Source organism: Candidatus Binatia bacterium (genome assembly GCA_036563615.1).
In the GTDB taxonomy this organism is placed as follows: Bacteria; Desulfobacterota; Binatia; order UBA12015; family UBA12015; genus DATCMB01.
Window position 1 is genome coordinate 1 of sequence record DATCMB010000015.1, and the last position, 18,633, is coordinate 18,633.

Annotated in this window: 18 protein-coding genes and 1 tRNA gene; 9 read left to right on the forward strand and 10 right to left on the reverse strand. The window is 71.4% G+C overall.

Translation table 11 applies throughout. From position 1 onward, the window contains the following. Positions 1-187 precede the first annotated feature (187 nt). Positions 188-2,329: an FUSC family protein gene (locus VIS07_12530; protein ID HEY8516334.1), complete on the forward strand. Its 2,142-nt coding sequence runs from the start codon at positions 188-190 to the stop codon at positions 2,327-2,329. Then, entirely contained in the window at positions 2,326-3,381 is a 1,056-nt protein-coding gene (locus tag VIS07_12535; protein HEY8516335.1) for a hypothetical protein, read from the forward strand. The genes VIS07_12530 and VIS07_12535 overlap by 4 nt, the downstream gene beginning before the upstream one ends. On the opposite strand, the gene VIS07_12540 is transcribed toward VIS07_12535, so the two are convergent. After that, positions 3,365-4,780 (reverse strand): TolC family protein, encoded by a 1,416-nt coding sequence (locus tag VIS07_12540; protein HEY8516336.1) that lies wholly within the window; start codon positions 4,778-4,780, stop codon positions 3,365-3,367. The two genes, VIS07_12535 and VIS07_12540, sit on opposite strands and share 17 nt — an antisense overlap. Positions 4,781-5,120: 340 nt before the next feature. Here VIS07_12540 and VIS07_12545 point away from each other — a divergent pair, with 340 nt between their 5' ends. The 6 genes from VIS07_12545 to cofE are packed head-to-tail and all read left to right on the forward strand — an operon-like array spanning position 5,121 to position 11,146. Then, positions 5,121-6,224 carry a response regulator gene (locus VIS07_12545; GenBank protein ID HEY8516337.1) on the forward strand — a complete coding sequence of 368 codons (1,104 nt, stop codon included), beginning with the start codon at positions 5,121-5,123 and terminating at the stop codon, positions 6,222-6,224. Between the two features lie 14 nt (positions 6,225-6,238). Next, positions 6,239-6,937 carry a hypothetical protein gene (locus VIS07_12550; GenBank protein HEY8516338.1) on the forward strand — a complete coding sequence of 233 codons (699 nt, stop codon included), beginning with the start codon at positions 6,239-6,241 and terminating at the stop codon, positions 6,935-6,937. 56 nt (positions 6,938-6,993) lie between these two features. Further along, positions 6,994-8,184, forward strand: coding sequence for a 7,8-didemethyl-8-hydroxy-5-deazariboflavin synthase CofG (cofG, locus tag VIS07_12555; GenBank protein HEY8516339.1), 1,191 nt, complete (start codon positions 6,994-6,996; stop codon positions 8,182-8,184). Then, complete coding sequence (cofH, locus tag VIS07_12560; GenBank protein HEY8516340.1) at positions 8,181-9,404, forward strand: 5-amino-6-(D-ribitylamino)uracil--L-tyrosine 4-hydroxyphenyl transferase CofH; 1,224 nt, start codon at positions 8,181-8,183, stop codon at positions 9,402-9,404. The genes cofG and cofH overlap by 4 nt, the downstream gene beginning before the upstream one ends. Further along, positions 9,401-10,375, forward strand: a complete 975-nt coding sequence (cofD, locus tag VIS07_12565; GenBank protein HEY8516341.1) for a 2-phospho-L-lactate transferase — start codon at positions 9,401-9,403, stop codon at positions 10,373-10,375. Before cofH ends, cofD begins: the two co-directional genes overlap by 4 nt. 3 nt (positions 10,376-10,378) lie before the next feature. After that, on the forward strand, positions 10,379-11,146 hold the full coding sequence (cofE, locus tag VIS07_12570; GenBank protein HEY8516342.1) for a coenzyme F420-0:L-glutamate ligase: 768 nt from the start codon (positions 10,379-10,381) through the stop codon (positions 11,144-11,146). Here cofE and VIS07_12575 read toward each other — a convergent pair. The 5 genes from VIS07_12575 to VIS07_12595 all read right to left on the reverse strand — a co-directional run bounded on the left by VIS07_12575 (position 11,143) and on the right by VIS07_12595 (position 14,387). Then, positions 11,143-12,402 carry a Coenzyme F420 hydrogenase/dehydrogenase, beta subunit C-terminal domain gene (locus VIS07_12575; GenBank protein HEY8516343.1) on the reverse strand — a complete coding sequence of 420 codons (1,260 nt, stop codon included), beginning with the start codon at positions 12,400-12,402 and terminating at the stop codon, positions 11,143-11,145. The two genes, cofE and VIS07_12575, sit on opposite strands and share 4 nt — an antisense overlap. Before the next feature lie 4 nt (positions 12,403-12,406). Beyond that, a complete protein-coding gene (locus VIS07_12580) occupies positions 12,407-12,922 on the reverse strand; it encodes an adenine phosphoribosyltransferase (protein ID HEY8516344.1) in 516 nt (171 codons plus the stop codon). A gap of 9 nt (positions 12,923-12,931) precedes the next feature. Beyond that, positions 12,932-13,498, reverse strand: a complete 567-nt coding sequence (locus VIS07_12585; GenBank protein HEY8516345.1) for a M23 family metallopeptidase — start codon at positions 13,496-13,498, stop codon at positions 12,932-12,934. Positions 13,499-13,555: 57 nt separating this feature from the next. Then, complete coding sequence (locus VIS07_12590) at positions 13,556-14,194, reverse strand: protein-L-isoaspartate(D-aspartate) O-methyltransferase (protein ID HEY8516346.1); 639 nt, start codon at positions 14,192-14,194, stop codon at positions 13,556-13,558. A gap of 119 nt (positions 14,195-14,313) precedes the next feature. Then, a tRNA-Pro gene (locus VIS07_12595) sits at positions 14,314-14,387 on the reverse strand. Positions 14,388-14,868: 481 nt separating this feature from the next. Here VIS07_12595 and VIS07_12600 point away from each other — a divergent pair. Beyond that, positions 14,869-15,417, forward strand: coding sequence for a hypothetical protein (locus tag VIS07_12600; protein HEY8516347.1), 549 nt, complete (start codon positions 14,869-14,871; stop codon positions 15,415-15,417). Between the two features lie 236 nt (positions 15,418-15,653). Here VIS07_12600 and VIS07_12605 read toward each other — a convergent pair whose 3' ends face one another. The 4 genes from VIS07_12605 to thrS form a co-directional block, all read right to left on the reverse strand. Beyond that, entirely contained in the window at positions 15,654-15,992 is a 339-nt protein-coding gene (locus VIS07_12605; protein ID HEY8516348.1) for an integration host factor subunit alpha, read from the reverse strand. A 73-nt stretch (positions 15,993-16,065) separates the two neighbouring features. Beyond that, positions 16,066-16,425: a 50S ribosomal protein L20 gene (rplT, locus tag VIS07_12610; protein ID HEY8516349.1), complete on the reverse strand. Its 360-nt coding sequence runs from the start codon at positions 16,423-16,425 to the stop codon at positions 16,066-16,068. Positions 16,426-16,437: 12 nt separating this feature from the next. Further along, the gene (gene rpmI / locus VIS07_12615) at positions 16,438-16,635 is read right to left on the reverse strand and encodes a 50S ribosomal protein L35 (protein HEY8516350.1); all 198 of its coding nucleotides are present in this window, start codon (positions 16,633-16,635) and stop codon (positions 16,438-16,440) included. 31 nt (positions 16,636-16,666) lie between these two features. Continuing rightward, entirely contained in the window at positions 16,667-18,622 is a 1,956-nt protein-coding gene (thrS, locus tag VIS07_12620) for a threonine--tRNA ligase (GenBank protein HEY8516351.1), read from the reverse strand. Positions 18,623-18,633: the final 11 nt, after the last annotated feature.

Below are 18,633 nucleotides of genomic sequence, written 5' to 3' on the forward strand. Positions count from 1 at the left end.
GCTGACGCCGCCGACGAGCAAGCTGCCCTCGCAGCCCGCGACGCAGGCGGTCGCGAGAGCGCACGCGGTCGTGAAGACGGCGGCGAGCGCGCTCGCCCTCGAGGTCGGTGCCGGCACGGCAGCGCCTTGCATGCGCGAGCCGCGTCGCGCTTGCAAGCGGGCGCGGACTCGCGCACGTCGTCCTCACATGCGCGCGCTGCTCGACGCCACCACGCCGCTCGGCGCAGCGCTGCGCACGACGCTCGCCGCGACGCTGGCGATGGCGCTCGCCCTCGCGCTGCACGTCGAGGTGCCGGCGCTCGCGGTCGTCTTCGTGCTCGCGCGTGGCACCGCGGGCGCCGTCGCCATGCTCGGCGGAGCGGTGGTCGGCAACCTCGCGGCCATCGCTCTTCTCGCGTCGTTCGATCAGAGCCGGGCCGCGTTCTCGCTCGCGCTGCTCGCCCTCACCACGCTCGCCGGCTACGCGTCGCTCGGACGGCGCTACCCGTACGCGTTCGTCCAGTTTCAGCTCAGCTTGCTGATCCTCGTCGGGCAGGCGCTCGATGCGCCCGATCGCGCCGTGCTGCACGCGTTCTACGATCTGGCGAACGTCGCGATCGCGGCGTTTGCGACGTTCGTCGCCGGCGCGTCGCAGCCCTTCGCCGTCCCCGAGCAGCTTCGGCGCGCGCTGGCTGCGGCGCTGCGCGCGTTGCCGTCGCTCTGCGATCCGGCGACGGCGGACGACGCGGCCGTGCGGCTCCAGCTCCTCGTGTTGCGCGCGCGTCGGCTGCTCGCGCAGGCGTGGCCGACGCGGCTCACCTCGCGCGCGCGCCATCGCGCGCTCGACGCGGCCGTGACGGCGGTCGACGATCTCGTGCGCGCGCTGCTCGCGCTCCGTGCGCTCGCGCGCTCGCGCACGAGCGCGTCGGGTACGGCGCACGATCTCGAGCGCGCGTGCGCGGACCTCGCGACGGGCGCGGCCGCGTTCGCGCCGCTCGTGGTACCGTCGCGTCCCGGACCCGAGGACGCCGCCGCGCTGCGCGACGAGGCACGCGCGCACGCGCTCCTCACCCGGCGCGCGGTGCTCGCCGTCGAGCAGCAGGACACCGCTGCTGCACGGCTCGCGCAGGTGGCACGCGACGCGCTCATGCGCCTCGCGCTCCTCGCGCCGCTGCTGCCGCCCGGCGCCGCGAGCGAGAGCCGGCTCGCCTCGCTCGAGGATCGCGGCGCGCTTCCGCCGGCAACGCGCGACCGTCCGCCGCTCGACCGCTACCGGCTGCGCCATGCCGTCAAGGCGGCCGCGTCCTACCAGCTCGTACTCTGGGCGTGGGTCGCCGCCGAGTGGGGCGCGATCGTTCCGGCCTTCGTCGTCTCGGTGCTGGTCGCGACGCTCGCGACACCGCTCGGCGCGACGCTGCGCAAGGCCGCGCTGCGCGTCGGCGGCGTGCTCGCAGGCGGTCTCGTCGGGCTCGCGATCTCGATCGTCCTTCTGCCGTACGTGACCGAGCTGTGGACGATCTGCGTCGTCGTGGCGCTGCCGCTGTTCGCGTTCTTGCTTCTGCAGCAGCGCAGCGAGCGGCTCGCGTTCGCATCGCTGCAGGCGGCGATCGCTTTGAGCTTGACGCTGGTGCACGGACCCGCGCCGTCGCCCACCTGGCGCGCGCCGCTCGAGAGCCTGATCGGCCTCGCGTTCGGCATCGTCGTGGTCGTCGGCGTGATGCACGCGGTGTGGCCGATCGACGCCGTGACGTCGGCGCGGCGAACGCTCGCGGCGCTGGTGGCCGGCAGCACGCGCCGGCTCGCCGCCCTGCTCGGCTCGGGCGAGCCTGACGAGGCCCACGACGCCGCCGCGGCGCGGCTCGACCGCGAGCACGCCGCGGGCTTCGCGCACGAGGTCGAGCTCTACGGCGGACAGTTCGGGCGGCCGCCGGGGCAGCTCGCCCGACTCGTCCGCCTCGCCTGCGAGGTCGACGCGCTCGCGTGGACGTCGTGGGGAGCGCGCTCCGCCGAGCGCACGACGGCGCTGCCGGCCGAGCGCGCGAAGCCGCTGCCAGACGACGCCGCGCGCGAGCTCGCGAGCGCCGCCGCCGCCCTCGAGGAGGCGGGCACGGAGATCGCGCGCGCGCTCGTCGCCTTGCCGGGCGAGCTCGAGACGTCCGCGCTCGACGCCGCCCTGCAGCGGCTGCGCTCGTCCTGCGCGACGCTCGGCGCGCGCGCGGGCGAGCACGGCCTTGCGGAGATCACGGAGTTCTCGGCGATCGCGACCTGCGTCGCGCGCGTCCTCGACGAGCTGCGCGACGGGCTCGCAGGCCCGATGGGCGAGACACTCGCGTCACGACGCGCGGCTTGACGCGCGGACTCACCGCTCCACTGCGCGCCGCCACCGCGCGCATCGCTCGCGCGCGCCCTCGATCGCGCACGGCCGGATCGCACGTCGCGGTTGCGATCCGCAGCTCGCGTACGACCTGCTACGGCGCCCGCGCCTCCTCCGGCCACGGCCTCGGTCGCATCGATCGTCACCTCCGCGTTCGCACCCGAGCGCAGCGGGTGCGCCGGATCGAGCTCGGTGAAGGTCACGCGCACGGGAAAGCGCTGCGCGAGACGCACCCAGTCGAGCGTCTGGCTGACGCGCGCGAGGCCGTAGCCGGTGGTCTCGCCGTCGACCTGGTAGATCCCCGCGCTCACGCCCTCGACGACGCCGGGGAAGGTCTTGCCGGGGTACATGTCGACGGTGATCCACGCACGTTGCCCCGGGCGGATGTTGCGCAGGTAGGTCTCCATGAAGTTGGCGCTCACCCACCAGGTGTGCGCCTCGACCAGCGCGAACAGCTCCTGGCCGCGCTTCACGTACGTCCCGACGCGGACCAGGAAATTCGTCACGTAGCCGTCGGCGGGCGCCGGCACGCGGGTGTACGAGAGGTCGAGCTCCGCGGCCCACAGGTCGGCGCGCGCGAGCTCGAGGTCGGCTTCCGCGGCGCGCACCGCCGCGAGGTCGCTGTCGAGCTTCTCGCGCGACACGAACTGGTCGCGTGCGAGGCGCTGCGTGCGCTCGAGGATCTGGCGCGCGTTGAACAGCTCGGCCTCCGCGCGCGCCACCTTGCCGGCGGCTCGCCCGACGCGGGCTTCGTACGGCTGGCGCTCGATCTCGAAGAGCAGATCGCCCTTCCGCACCGTCTGGTTGTCGCGCACGTAGAGGTGCGTGATCGGGCCGTCGACCTGGGCCGCGATGCCGACGACGTTGGCGCGCACGTAGGCGTCGCGCGTGTGCGGGTAGCGGTGCTGGTACTCCCAGGTGCGCCATCCCGCCCACGCCGCGAGCGCTCCGAGCAGGAGCACCGTCGCGATGCGGAACAGCCGCTTTCCTCTGCGTCGCACGGCCGCCCCCTCAGCCCGCCGCCGTGACGTTCTCGCCGATCGCGCGCAGCAGCACGGCGTGGCTGATCAGCAGGTCGGTGCGCGCGCCGACGTTCGCCGCGCGCGCGGTCGCGAGCTGCGCGAGGCCGTTCAGCAGCTCGACGACGTCGCCGACGCCGTCGCGGTACGTCTGCAGCGCCGCGCGGTACGATTCGCGGGCGGCGGCGAGCAGCGCGTCGCTCGCGCGCACGCGCGCGACCGCGGTGCGCAGGTCGTAGTACGCGTCCCACACCTCGGCGACGACCCGCTGCGTGCGGTCGCGCAGCGCCGCGGCGCTCGCCGCGCGACGAGACTCCGCGGCGCGCAGCGCGTTCCACCGCCGGAACCCTTCGAAGAGCGGCACGTTGACCTCGATGCCGTAGCGGTACTCGTCGTAGGCGCCGTCGTTCGGTCCGCCGAGCTCCGGTGCTTGACGGTTGTAGCTCGCGCCGGCGACCAGCTCGGGGAGGAAGGCGGCCTTGGCGGCGGCGATCTGCGCGTCGTCGCGCAGGACCTCCGCCCGGTACGCGCCGAGCTCCGGGCGCTTGCGCCGCGCGCGCGCGATCAGCTCGTCGACGCTCTCCTCGACCGGCTCGAGCACGAGCGACGTCGGGAGCGGCGCCACCTCGAAGCGCGTGTTCGCGTCCCAGCCGACGGCGGTCGCGAGCGCGCCGTGCGCCGACTCGACCGCACCGCGGTCCGCCGCGATGTCGAGCTCGACCCGCGCCACCCCGGCACGTGCCTGGTAGACGTCGACGATCGTCCCGGTACCGACGCGCAATCGCTCGTCTGCCGCGCGCAGCACGAGCGTCGCGTCCGCGAGCGTCTCCTCGTCGGCCGCGAGCATCGCCCGGCTGCCGATCAGCGCGTAGTACGCGGTCGCGACGTTCAGCAGGACGTCCTGGATGCGCTGGTCGTAGCGCCAGTTCGCGGCGAACAGTACTTGACGTGCGACCTCGACCTCCGCCGCGCGCCGTCCGAAGTCGAAGACCAGGTAGTCGATCGAGATGCCGGGCTCGCGCACGGGCTCGACCGGGGGCTGCTTGCCGTCGACCGCCGGCGCGCGATGGTCGACCACCGAGACGTTGCCATAGACGCGCGGCAGGTAGCGTCCCCGCTCCTCTTCCCAGCCGGCGAACGCGGCCTTCGCCTCGTGCCACGCGCGCTGCGTCTGCGGGTTGTTGCGCAGCGCGACGTCGAGCAGCTCCGCGAGCGTCAGCTGCGCCTCGTCCGACGCGGGGGCCGGCGCCGGTCGCGCGACGAGCGGATCCTCTTCCGGCAAGCCGAGGGCGCCGTCGTATGGCGGCGTCCACGGCTCGCCGAGCTCGGGCGGCAGCAGGTCCGCCGTGCGCAGCACGCCGCCGAGCGAGGCGCAGCCGGCGAGCGCCGCGGTCCACGCGATGCTCACGACGACCGACAGCGAGTAGAGCGCCGCCCTCCCCGCATCTCCCGTTCGTCGTGCACCCCGGCCACGCTGCTTCATCTGCGAACCGACCCAGCCGGGCTGCGTTATCAGGACGTGCCGCGGCGACCAAGCGGCGGCGCAAAGAGGACGAGAGCCTTGCGCTCCGCGAGTGACGAAGGCTCGTCACGCGAACAAAAGTGAACGTGCAAACTTGAACGCGGTCCTTGACGTTTCCTATGCGCGCTGCGCTGCACGTGCGGATTCGTCAACGCCTGCCGTGCAGTGAGTGCGCCATCGGACGCGCGCTGCCTGGCATGGCGGCTGCATCCGCAGGCCCGCTGCGATGCAGCCCAAGCCGAAGATCCTCATCGTCGACGACGAGGCAGGACCACGGGAGTCCCTCAAGATCATCCTCAAGCCCGAGTTCGAGGTCGTCACGGTCTCGCGGGGGTCGGATGCGCTCGAGATGCTCCGCGACGGGAGCTTCGAAGTCGTCCTGCTCGACCTCACCATGCCGGAGGATCTCTCGGGCACCGAGACGCTCCAGTCCATACGCGACGCGAACATCGACGTCGAGGCGATCGTGATCAGCGGCCAGGGCGCCGCCGATCCGATCATGGCGTGCGTCAACCTCGGCGCCTTCCGCTACATCAAGAAGCCGTACCGCGCGGACGAGGTCGTCGGCGCCGTGCGCGACGCGCTGCACAGCCGCGAGACGCGACGTCGTCAGCAGGCGATGCGCGAGCGCTTCCTCGGCAGCCTGTCGCACGAGCTGCGCACACCGCTCAACGCGATCGTCGGCTACAGCGAGATCCTGCACGACGAGATCCGCGACCTGCTCGCGGAGGAGCATCGTCACGCGCTGGCGCGCATCCAGCACAGCTCGGAGCGTCTGCTCGCGTACTGGGAAGGGCTCTTCTTCCTCGGCGAGCTCGACTCGGGGAGCCTGCTCGTCCAGCCGCGCGAGCTCGAGGTGCAGCCGTGGCTGCAGCGTCTCGTGCAGCGCATCGATCGCAGCAGCGAGGGCGGTCCGTCGCTGCACCTCGACTGTCCGCAAGGGCTCTGGGCGCTGACCCATCCCGAGACGCTCGCCCGTCTGCTCGCGGTGCTGATCTACGAAGCGACCGAGGACCAGAGCGGTCCGATCGTCGTCTCGGCCTGGGATTCCGGCGACGCGGTGTGCTTCGCGGTCGAGCACGACCTTCTGCCCTTCGAGACGCCGCCCGCCGAGGGCAGCTCGGATCAGGACGCGACCGCGACCGAGCTCGCCCGTGAGGTCGTCGCCCGCGCGTCCGACCTGCTCGGTGCGACCGTCGAGCGCACCTCGGCCGGCCCCGGCCGCATCCGCATCCTGATCACCATCCCGCCGATGCGCGACCCGACCCGGAGGTCGTCGCTGCGGCGGACCCACTTCCCATCCGGCGTCATGGCCGCCGCCACTCGCTGAGAAAGGCTTCACCCGTGTTCTTCATCCACTGCGACCACTGCGACGAGACGCTTCGAGCGGGCACCATCGACGGGCGCGACCCGGCGCTCGAGCGCGACGAGGACCTCGAAGCCTTCCACCAGGCGCACGCCGGCTGTCCGCTGCGCTTCTTCCAGCCGACGGGACGCGGCACCGCGAGCGGCCCCTGGCACGAGCCGATGGTCGAGCGCTGGCTCGAGGTCCGCGACCGTGACGGCCTCGCGGTGGCGATCGGCTCGCGCACCTCGATCGAGGAGCCGCTGCGCTGGCGCATCGAGCGCATCCCGTTCGAGGAGGAGCTCGACGTCGGCCTCGATGAGCCGCTGTTCCGCGACATCGTGACGCGCGCCGTGCGTCCGCACGTCCTCTCGGAGCGTCAGCTCGCGGCCTGGACGCTGCACATCGCGAACTTCGCCCGCTCGCTCGCGCCGGAGGACGTCGTGGTGCTGTTCGACGACGTCGCCGAGCCCGACCGCAGCGCGGCCTGCATGACGCTCACGGCGCGCGTGCCGCTCGAGGCGTCGCTGCGCGCGTTCCGCTTCGAGGTGCCGATCGAGGAGCGGCTGCGCGGTCTGTTCGACGATCCGGAGTTTCCGCCGCTGCGCGTGACGCGTCGGCCTGCGCGGCGTCGCGTCGCGACCACGCACCTGCAGGACGCGGCCGTGCGCCTTGACTCACCGGACCCCCTCGTCTAAGGCCCGCGTAGCTCGCCCGGCAACGCTGCCGTCGAGGCGTCGGGCGACGGCGGCCAATGCGCACCGAGGGACTGGACGAGGGCAACATCCGCTCGCCCCGCGAGCGGCGTCCTCTGGACCGCGCCGCCGCGGTCGCCGCGCTCGATGCGCGCGGCGACGCGCTCGACGAGCTGCGTGCGCGCGCGCGCGACCTGCGCGACGCCGGCAAGGGACGGACGATCACCTTCTCGCGCAAGGCGTTCTTCCCGGTCACCAACCTGTGCCGCGACCGCTGCGCGTACTGCACGTTCCGGCGCGACGAGGGCGAGGACGGCGCCTGGACGATGCAGCCCGAGGAGATCCGCGCCTGGGCCGAGCGCGCGCGCGACCTGAACTGCATCGAGGCGCTGATGTGCCTCGGCGACAAGCCCGAGGTCGCGTTCCCCGGCTACCGCGCGTTCCTCGCCAAGCGCGGGCTCTCGTCGACCATCGAGTACGTCGCCGAAGCCTGTCGGATCGCGCTCGACGCGGGGCTGCTGCCGCACTCGAATCCCGGGGTGATGAGCGCCGCCGAGATGGCGCTGCTCCGGCCGCTCAACGCAAGCCTCGGCATGATGCTCGAGACGACGAGCGTTCGTTTGCGCCAAAAAGGACACGCGCATTACTACGCGCCGGACAAGGACCCGAAGGTTCGTCTGCAGGTGCTGCGCGACGCGGGCGAGCTGCGCATCCCCTTCACCACGGGACTGCTGATCGGTATCGGCGAAACGCACGAGGAGCGCGTCGATACGCTGTTCGCCATCGCCGACTTGCACCAGCGCTACGGCCATGTGCAGGAAGTGATCGTGCAGAACTTCCGCGCCAAGCCCGACATTCCGATGGCGACCTGCGAGGAGCCGGACGCGGCCGACCTCGCGCGCACCGTCGCGGTCGCGCGCCTCGTGCTCGGTCCCGAGGTGAACATCCAGGTGCCGCCCAATCTGTCGCCCGAGGCGCTCGCCTACCTGCTCGACAGCGGGATCAACGACTTCGGCGGCATCTCGCCGCTGACGCCTGACTACGTGAATCCCGAGGCGCCGTGGCCGCACCTCGCGTCGCTCGCGCGCGAGTGTCGGCGTGCGGGCTACGTGCTCGCCGAGCGGCTGCCGATCTATCCGGAGTACGTCGATCGCCCGGGCTTCCTCGACCCGGGGCTCGTCGAGCGCGTCGCCGCGGCGCAGGACGAGATCAACGAGCGCAACGCGCGCGGACTCGAGACCTTCGCATGAAACCGGTTGGCGACGAGGTGCGCGCGCTGCTGCCCGACGGCACGCCGCTCGAGGCTCTGCTTGCGGGCGCCCGACGCGAGGTCGCGCGCGTGATCGAGCGCGCGCTCGAGCGTCGGCCGCCCACCGAGGCCGAGGTCGCGCTGCTGCTCGAGACGACGGGCGACGATCTGCGCGCGCTGATCGCGGCCGCCGACCACGTGCGGCGCGAGGACGTCGGCGACGTGGTGACGTACGTCGTCAATCGCAACGTCAACTTCACCAACGTCTGCTTCGTGAACTGCCAGTTCTGCGCCTTCAAGCGCCAGCGCTGGGAGAGCGACGCCTACAACCACGGCGTCGACACGGTGCTCGAGAAGGTCGCCGACGCGGTGCGCCGCGGCGCGACCGAGATCTGCATGCAGGGCGGGATCAACCCGCAGATGGGCGCGTTCACGTACCGGGACATGCTCGTCGCCATCAAGACGGCGTTCCCGCAGATCCACATGCACGCGTTCTCGCCCATGGAGATCATGTACGGCGCGCGGCGCACGAACATGTCGTACTCCGACTACCTCGCGATGCTGCGCGACGCGGGGCTCGGCAGCATCCCGGGCACCGCCGCCGAGATCCTCGACGACGACGTGCGCGAGATTCTGTCGCACAAGAAGGTCGACGTCGCGACGTGGGTCGAGATCGTCACGACCGCGCACCGGCTCGGCATCCCGAGCACCGCGACGATCATGTACGGCCACCTCGAGAAGACGCACCACGTGGCCGCGCACCTCGCGCTGATCCGCCGTTTGCAGGGTGAGACCGGCGGCTTCACGGAGTTCGTGCCGCTGCGCTTCATCCACAACAACACGGCGCTCTACCAGCGTGGCCTCGTGCAGCCGCTCGAGACAGGCGCGGTGGACCTGCGCATGTACGCCGCGTGCCGCCTGTTCTTCCGCGGCTCGATCGACAACCTGCAGACCTCGTGGGTGAAGCTCGGCCACGAGCTCGCGGCGCTGTCGCTCGCGGCGGGCGTCAACGACTTCGGCGGCACGCTCATGGAGGAGAGCATCTCGCGCGAGGCCGGGGCGGACGCCGGCGAGTACACCTCGGTCGAGGAGATCCATCGCCTGGTCCGCTCGATGGATCGGATCCCGCGGCAGCGCACGACGCTCTACAAGGAAGTGCCCTCGCCCCTCGACGCCGCGTCCGCGGCCGGATCGGGCGAGCCTGCGGTCGCGCGCGCGTGACGCCGAAACGACCGGGCAAGGTCGTCGTGCTGGCCGGCGGGGTCGGCGCGGCGCGGCTGCTGCGCGGGCTCGCACCGCTGGTCGCGCGCGGCCAGCTCACGGTGATCGTCAACACCGCGGACGACGACGTCTTCTACGGCCTGCACGTCTCGCCCGACATCGACACCGTGCTCTACACGCTCGCCGGGCTCGCCGACCCGGTGCGCGGCTGGGGCATCGGGGGCGACACCTTCCACTTCCTCGAGGCGATGAAGCGCTACGAGCGCGAGGTGTGGTTTCAGCTCGGCGATCGCGACCTCGCGACGCACGTGTTCCGCACGGCGCGGCTGCGCGCCGGCCAGACGCTGTCGCAGGTCACCGCGCAGCAGGCGCGCAGCCTCGGCGTCCAGGCGCGCATCCTGCCGATGAGCGACGACCCGGTGCGCACCGTCGTCGAGACCACCGGCGGCAAGCGCTCGTTTCAGGAGTATCTGGTCCGCGATCGCGCGCGCGAGACCGTGCGCAGCTTGACCTACGTCGGCGCGCGCTCGGCACGTCCCGCGCCCGGCGTCCGCACGGCGCTCGCGCAGGCGAGCCTCGTCGTGATCGCGCCGAGCAATCCGCTCGTCAGCATCGCACCGATCCTCGCCGTGCCCGGCATCCGTCAAGCGCTGCGCCGCACCGAGGCGCCGGTGGTCGCGGTGTCGCCGCTGATCGGCGGACGGCCGGTGAAGGGCCCGGCGGACAAGATGATGCGCGCGCTCGGCGTCGCGCCGACGCCGCTCGGCCTCGCCGACTTCTACGCCGACGTGCTCGACGCGATGGTGCTCGACAACGCCGACCGATCGTACGTCCCGCGCCTCGCGTCCCGCGGCATCGCGACGACGTGCCTCGACACGCTGATGCGCTCGCCGGTGCGCTCGACCGCCGTCGCGCGCGCCGTGCTGACGCTCGGCGCGTCGCTGCCGGGCCGGCGCAACGTCGCGAGCTGAGCCGTGGCGATCCACGTCCTGCCGATCCCGGGGCTGCCGCAGGTTCGGCCGGGGGACGACCTCGCGGCTCTGCTCGGCGACGCGATCGAGAAGGCGCAGCTCGGCGTCAAGCCGGGCGACGTCCTGGTCGTCTGCCAGAAGGTGGTGTCGAAGGCCGAGGGACGCGTGGTCGCGCTCGCCGACGTCGAGCCGTCGCCGCTCGCGCGCCGGTGGGCGGCGCAGTACGACAAGGACCCGCGTCTCGTCGAGCTCGTGCTGCGCGAGAGCACGCGGATCGTACGCATGGACGCGGGCAACCTGATCGTCGAGACCGGCCCGGGCTGGGTGTGCGCCAACGCGGGCATCGATCAGTCGAACGCGCTCGCGGAAGGCGTGGTGACGCTCTTGCCGGTCGACGCGGACGCGTCGGCCGAGCGCCTGCGCGCGACGCTCTCCGCGCGCTTCGGCGTCGCGCTCGCGGTGATCGTCACCGACACCTTCGGTCGCCCGTGGCGCGAGGGTCAGGTCGAGTTCGCGCTCGGCGTCGCCGGCATGGCGCCGGTCGAGGATCTGCGCGGCACGCGCGACATGGTCGGGCACAAGCTCGGCGTCACGGTGATCGGCGTCGCCGACGAGATCGCGTGCGCGGCCGGCCTCGCGATGCGCAAGGCCGCGGGCGTGCCGGCGGTGCTGATCCGCGGCTGCGCGATCCCGCCCGAGCAGACCGGACCGGACGCGAAGCGCGGCGGCAAGTCGGTCATCCGCCGCCGCGAGCTCGACCTCTTCCGCTAGCGGATCTCGCCGGCGGCTTCCACGAGCGGCGCTGGCGCGACCTCCGGCGCGTCCGGGACGCGATCGGTGGGCAGCGAGTGCGCGGGGCGCACCCAGCTCGGGTCGCGGCCCGGCGGCACCGGGACGCGCTCGTGCTGGCGCTTCGCGAGACGCTTCAGGATCTTCATCGCGTTCTCGAACTCGTCCATCGAGCGCGTCTCGACGCGGCCTTCCGCGACCAGGCGGTCGAAGATCTCCTCGCCCTTGCGCGTGCGCAGGATGGTGATCGTCCAGTCCGTCATGCCGACGCCGCCGCACGAGATGTCGGAGACCTCGGCGGTGAAGTCACCGCAGTGGTGGCACTCGGGGCGCGCGTACTCCTGCGCGCGCTTGAGCGGGATCTCGATCAGCTCGCCGCCCCGACGGTAGATCAGCACCTTGCCCTTGACGTTGAACTTCTCGACCTCGGCGAGCGGGATGCCCATCTCGCGCTCGATCTTCTGCTCCATCAGGCCCTCGTAGGTGAAGACCTCGGTGCAGAGCAGACCGATCGTCAGCACCACGCGGTCACCGAAGCCCTTGAGGAACTTCGACTGCCGCGCGATGTGCTTCTCCTTCTTGCGGCCGTTGTCGAGGTAGGACGGGTCGGCCTGCTGCATCTTGCGGATCGGCGTCACCTGGCAGGGCACGCCGACGAACGCGATGCGCGTGCAGCCCTTCTCCTCCGCCTGCTCGAGCGCGAGCTCGTTCGGGCAGTACGTGTACCAGGAGCCCGCCGTCTCGAGCGCCTCGTCGCGCGAGGTCACGAGACGCGGCACGGGGTGCGCCGGACGCTCGGGGTCGCGCGCCGAAACCGCGGCGCCGTCGATCAGGCCCTTCTCGAAGGCGTAGGCGAGCAGCGTCGTCACCACGCCGCCGTCCTGACACCTCGCCTTGACGAGCGGGTCGGTGGAGCGTGCGGCGACGATCCGCCGGTAGCGGCCGAAGACGTCCTCGTGGACCTTCGGCTCGTCGCGGAACACGGCCGGGGCGAGCTGGAACTCGCGCGGGTAGAGCCGCGGGCACACCTGCGCGCAAACGTCGCAGCCGATGCCTTCGCTGATGCCGCAGAAGTCGAACGGGGCGGTGGCCTTGGCGGTCTGCCGCGGCTTGCCATCGACGTACTCGATGACGTTGTGCGGGCACACGAGGACGCACGAGCCGCACTCGCAGCAGCTCCCGTAGGCCACGACCTCGTTCATCATCTGCTTGAAGGTCGAGCGCAGCGGTCGGGACATTCGCTCAGTCGTAGCGAATCAGCGAGTGAACGGGAACTGGCGCCAGGCTGTTGCGCCCGTTGAGAAAGCCGAGCTCGACCAGGAAGGCGCACGAGAAGACCTCGCCGCCGAGCCCGCGCACCAGCTCGATGCCGGCGCGCGCCGTGCCGCCGGTCGCGAGCAGGTCGTCGACCAGGAGCACGCGGTTGCCGCGTCCGACGGCGTCGCGGTGGATCTCGAGCGAATCCGTGCCGTACTCGAGCGCGTAGGACGCGGACTGCGTCTGCCAGGGAAGCTTGCCGGGCTTGCGCGCGATCACGAAGCCGACGCCGAGCTGCACCGCCACGGGCGCGCCGAGGATGAACCCGCGCGACTCGATCCCCAGGACGACGTCGACCTTGCCGCGGAACGGCTCGGCGAGGCGCTCGACCGCTTCACGCAGAGCGGCGCCATTCGCGAGCAGCGGCGTGATGTCCTTGAAGACGATGCCTTTCTTCGGGAAGTCGGGGATGTCGCGGATCCACTGCGTGAGATCGCTCATGGCGGTCGGTCAACCTCCGGTATCGCGCTTCGTCCGCTGCGCGAGCTGCGACGAGGGTGGCTTCTTGGGTAGGTACGCGAGCGGGTCGCGCGCGCGGTTGTCCTTCCGCACCTCGAAGTGCAGGTTCGGACCGGTCGTACGCCCCGTTCGTCCGACGGATGCAATCACAGCGCCCCGCCGAACACGAGCGCCCTGCTTCACCAGGTTCTTGCTGTTGTGCGCGTACACGGTGGTGAGCCCGCCCTCGTGCTGCAGGATGACCACCTTGCCGTAGCCGCGTAGCGTGCCGACGTAGACCGCGACACCGTCGAGGGCGGCGCGGACCGGCGTCCCCTCGGGCGCGGCGATGTCGATCCCATCGTGGTGCGCGTTGCGGCGCGGGCCGAAGCGCGAGCTGATCGTCCCGTCCGCCGGCCACACGAACCCCTTGCCGGTCTCACCGCGGACGACGGTCTTCTTCGTCTGCTGGCGCGCGCCGATCAGGCCGCAGCCGGGAGCTGCGGCGAGCAGAGCCAGGCCCAGCACGACGGCCAGCCCCGCGCGCGCGACGGCGATCCTCCTCCTCTCCAGCCCCATCCTCGTTCGCGTCCCGAGCGCCTCGCGCGGCGACGTCCTCCGAACGGAGTCGTGCGCTCAGCGGGCGTGGCCGTAGCGGCCGAGGAGCTTCACGAAGCGGCAGTCGCCGATGTACTCCTCCGTCACGCCGTCCGCATCCACGCGCAAGCGCATCAGCGTCTGCGAGTCCTCCTCTCCGACCGGCACGACGAGCCTGCCGCCCGCGCGCAGCTGCGACAGCAAGGGGCGCGGGAGCTGCGGCGTGCCGGCGGTCACGATGATCGCGTCGAACGGGGCCTCGGCGTTCCAGCCGATGGTTCCGTCGCCGACGCGCAACGCCACGTTGTAGAGGCCGAGCTGGTCGAGGACCCGGCGAGCACGGCTGGCGAGCGCGGCGATGCGCTCGATGGTGAAGACGTTCGCGCAGATTCTGGCCAGGACGGCCGTCTGGTAGCCGGACCCGGTGCCGATCTCGAGGACGCGCTCGGTGCCCTGCAGCTCGAGCGCCTCGGTCATCAGCGCGACCGTGTAGGGGTGCGAGATGGTCTGCCCGTGCCCGATCGGCAGCGGGTGGTCGTCGTACGCGCGCTCCCGCAGGGCCTCGTCGACGAAGACGTGGCGCGGGATGGTCGCCATCGCGGAGAGAACCCGCCGGTCGCGAATGCCGCGCGCTGCGAGCTCCTCGACCATGCGCTTGCGCAGGCGGTCAAACAGCATGGCCTACCGCCCCACATCCTCCCCACTCGACCACGGCGGCACGCGTAGCAGGGTCGTACGGACGGAGCAAGCGAAACGTCGGTCCCCGGGGAACACACGGCTCCCCGGGGACGGATGAGTCGGGACGGCCAGATTTGAACTGGCGACCCCCTGCACCCCAAGCAGGTGCGCTACCAGGCTGCGCCACGCCCCGACGTCCTGGCTGTCTACTGACTTTACCTCTGCCGAGCAAGGTAGCGGCGCGCAACGAGCACCCGATCGAGGCGGCAATGGACGCGTCTTGCGCGCCTGCGACAAGCAAACCGCGCAGGCTCGCAGGAACCTTGCAGCGCTGCCTGTCTCGGTCGCCCGAACGATAGCCGAAACTTCTTTATTGCATGACGACTTGCCGCACTTTGCGGGGGCACACGGCTTGCTGTCCGGGCCCGTCGTGGCCATCGCGCTCGTTCCACCCGTCTCGTCTAGCTCCAGCCGATTGGTCCATCGCTGAAGCCAACCCAAGACCTGCACAGAGGAACCGATGCTCGCCTTTTCCGACCCAACCGCGACGCTCTGTACCGCCGTCGTCGCCGGCTTCGCCTTTGGTCTCCTGCTGATCGGGAACCGCAAGCGCTGACCCGCCCAAGCCCCGCACAGGCGACCAAACTTCGGAACCTTCGGAGGCCGAACCACCGATGAAATCCCAAAACTCCTCGCTCGCTCGTAAGGACGCCGCCAACTTCACCAACGAAGAACAGGGAACCAGCCGCGCCCAAGGCGTCGCCCACGAGCCTTCGCCCGGTGCTCGTCCCCAGGCCACCCAGCCGAGCCGTCGGCGCAGCGAGCGCGCCGCCGTCCGCGACACCAACCCCTTCGGCCCCGACGTCATCCTCCCCGAGCAGTTCTACGACCAGCGCAACGGCACCGAGCACGTCTCGGGCGAGAAGGCGCTCATGCTCGCCGTGCTCGAGGACGGCATCCGCTGCTTCCAGGAGCACCTGAAGAACCCGCGCGTGCGGCCCCGGCTGCTCGCCCGTCAGGCGGAGAAATGGATCCGCTCGACCGACTGGGACTGGCCGTTCTCGTTCAACAACGTCTGCGAGTCCCTGTCGCTCAACCCGGACTGCCTGCGCAGCAAGCTGCTCGCGCCGCGGCCGAACGGCGAGGCGCCGCCGAAGCCGCGCCCGTCGAGCCATCGCGTCTACCGCCTCACCCCGCGCGTCAAGCCGCCGCGGCGGCGCTGATCGCACGGGACCGGCGCCGGCGGCAGTGGACCGTCGGGACGGCGGCTTGCGCCGCCGGCGCCGACACGCGCGATCTCGACGCCTGTCGCGCGGTCGGCGCGCCCTGACGGCGCGGGCGCTCACGCGGCGCCCGCGCGTCCGCGTCCGGGAGTCGGTCGGCCGGCGCGCGACGAGCGGGCATGACGCCTGCGTGTCAGCGCGCTGCGCCGACGAGACGGCCCGGTCGGCGCGCGCGCTCAGCGCGGCTGCGCCTGGGAGTCCAGCCCGGCCGTCGGCGAGGCCGATTCGGAGGCGCGAAGCGCGTCGTTGATCGCGTTCTTCAGCACCTGGCTCGCCTTGAACGACAGCACCCGCCGGCCGGAGATGATGATCTCCTCGCCGGTCTGGGGGTTGCGGCCCTTGCGCGGCCGCTTGTGATTGACGACGAAGTTGCCGAAGCCGGAGAGCTTCACCTTCTCGCCGGCCTCGAGACGCGACTTGATGAGCTCGAAGACCAGGTCCACGACGTCGCTCGCGTCCTTCTTCGACGTTTTGGCCCGCTCGTAGATGCGCTCGACGATGTCTGCCTTGGTCATAGTCGACTCCGACGCCTTCTACGCCGACGCGTCGGCGGCTTTCAACCGCCGACGTGCACGACCGGAGCGGACCTCAGGCCGCTAGCGCCGCCTTCGCGCGCTCGGCGATCGCGCCGAACGCCGTCGCATCGCGCGCCGCGAGATCGGCGAGGACCTTGCGGTCCATCTGGATGCCGGCGCGCCGCAACCCTTCGATGAAGCGGTTGTAGGACAGACCGAAGCCGCGCACCGCGGCGTTGATGCGCACGATCCAGAGCGAGCGGAACTCGCGCTTGCGGACCTTGCGGTCACGGTAGGCGTACGTGAGGCCCTTCTCGACCGTCTCGCGCGCCTGCCGGTAGAGCTTGCGCCGCCCGCCAACGTTGCCCTTGGCGAGCTTCATGATCTTCTTGCGGCGCTGACGCGCCTTGGTGCCGCGTTTCACGCGTGGCATGGAACAGTCTCCTCAGAGGTACGGCAGCAAGCGCTTGACGCTGGGCACGTCGACCTTGGCGACCAGGGCCGAGTGGCGCAGCTTGCGCTTGCGCTTGCGCGTCTTGACGGACATCTGGTGGCGGGCGAACGCGTGCGCGCGCTTCACCTTGCCGCTGCCGGTCGCCTTGAAGCGCTTGGCAGCCGAGCGGTTGGTCCTGAGCTTGGGCATGTCGTCGTATCTCCTGGGGCGATCTCGCGGCTCACGCGCCCTGTGCTTGCGCGGTCTCGCTCGGGGCGCTCGTCGTCAGGGCCGGCACGCGGGCGCGACTCACGACCTCGGCGACGAAGACGTCGACCGGCTGCGCCGGCAGGTTCGGCGGCCCGCCGCGCCAGCGCGGCGACACCACGCCTGCCGCGGCGTCCCGGTCGCCGACCACCGCGATGACCGGCACCTTCGCGACCTCCGCCGCGCGGATCTTGAACCCGAGCTTCTCGTTCCTGTCGTCGACCTCCACGCGCACGCCGGCCGCCTCGAGCCGGCTTCCGATCCGGTGGGCATACTCCGCGACGCGGTCCGTCACGCTTAACACCCGCACCTGCACGGGTGCCAGCCAGAGCGGAAGCGCGCCCGCGGTGTGCTCGAGCAGGATCGCGATGAAGCGCTCGATCGAGCCCAGGATCGCGCGGTGCAGCATCGCCGGGCGGCCCTCGGTGCCGTCCGGGCGGACGTAGGTGATGCCGAAGCGGTCCGGCATCGCGCAGTCGATCTGGATGGTCGACAGCGTCCAGGTACGCTTCAGCGCATCCCGGAAGTTGAACGCGATCTTGGGGCCGTAGAAGGCGCCGTCGCCCGGGCTGATCGTGTACTCGAAGCCCGCGCGCGTGAGGCCTTCCTTGAGCGTGCGCTCGGCCTCGTCCCAGAGCTCGACGGCGCCGAGGAACTTCTCCGGCCGCGTCTCGACCGCGACCGCGACGTCGGTGAAGCCGAACGCGTCGTAGACCTCGCGGGTCATCGCGAGGAACGACGCGAACTCCTCCTCGACCTGCTCCGGCGTGCAGAAGATGTGCGCGTCGTCCTGCGTGAAGCCGCGCACGCGGGTGAGACCGTTCAGCACGCCCGAGCGCTCGAAGCGGTGCAGCCGCGAGAAGTCCGCCATGCGGATCGGCAGGTCGCGGTACGACTTCTTGCCCTGCCCGAACAGGTAGACGTGGCCCGGGCAGTTCATCGGCTTGATGCCGTACTCCTCGTCGTCGGCCTGCACGAGGAACATGTCGTCGCGGTAGCTGTCGTAGTGACCCGACGTCTTGAAGAGGTCGGTCTTGTACAGCAGCGGCGTGATGACCTCGGTGTAGCCGTAGCGCCGGTAGAGATCGCGGACGTACGCGACCAGCGTGTTGTAGATCACCGTTCCCTTGGCGTGGAAGAACGGGATGCCGGGCGCGACCGGGTGCAGCGAGAACAGGTCGAGCGCGGGGCCGAGCCGGCGGTGGTCGCGCTTCTTCGCTTCCTCGAGCAGCGCGAGGTGCTCCTCGAGCGCGGCCTTGTCGGCGAACGCCGTGCCGTAGATCCTCTGCAGCATCGGGTTGCGCTCGTCGCCGCGCCAGTAGGCGCCGGCGACGTGCGTGAGCTTGAAGGCGCCGAGCTTGCCGGTCGAGGTGACGTGCGGACCGCGGCAGAGGTCGGTGAACTCGCCCTGCGTGTAGAGCCCGATCGGCTCGTCGGGCGGGATGCTCTCGATGATCTCGGCCTTGAAGTTCTCGCCGATCGAGCGGAAGTGCTTGACCGCCTCGTCGCGCGGCACGACGGAGCGCCGGACCGGGAGGTTCTCCTTCACGACCTTGCGCATCTCGGCCTCGATGCGCTCGAGGTCCTCCGGCGTGAAGCCACGCTCGTAGGCGAAGTCGTAGTAGAAGCCGTCCTCGATCACCGGACCAATGGTCACCTGCGCATCCGGGAAGAGGCGCTTCACCGCCTGCGCGAGCAGGTGCGCGGTCGAGTGGCGGATGACGTCGAGCCCCTCGGGGCTCGCGGGCGAGATCGGAGCGAGCTCGCCGTCGTGCTCGAGCGGCCGTGACAGGTCGATCGGGCGGCCATCGAAGCTGGCCGCGATCGCATCCCCGAGAGCGCCTGCGCGCTTCAGAACCGCGCCAGCGGTCTCCCCGACCTCGGCGCGAACGGGCTCGTGGCCCGGGATGCGTATGGAGATCTCCGACATGTCACGGCCTG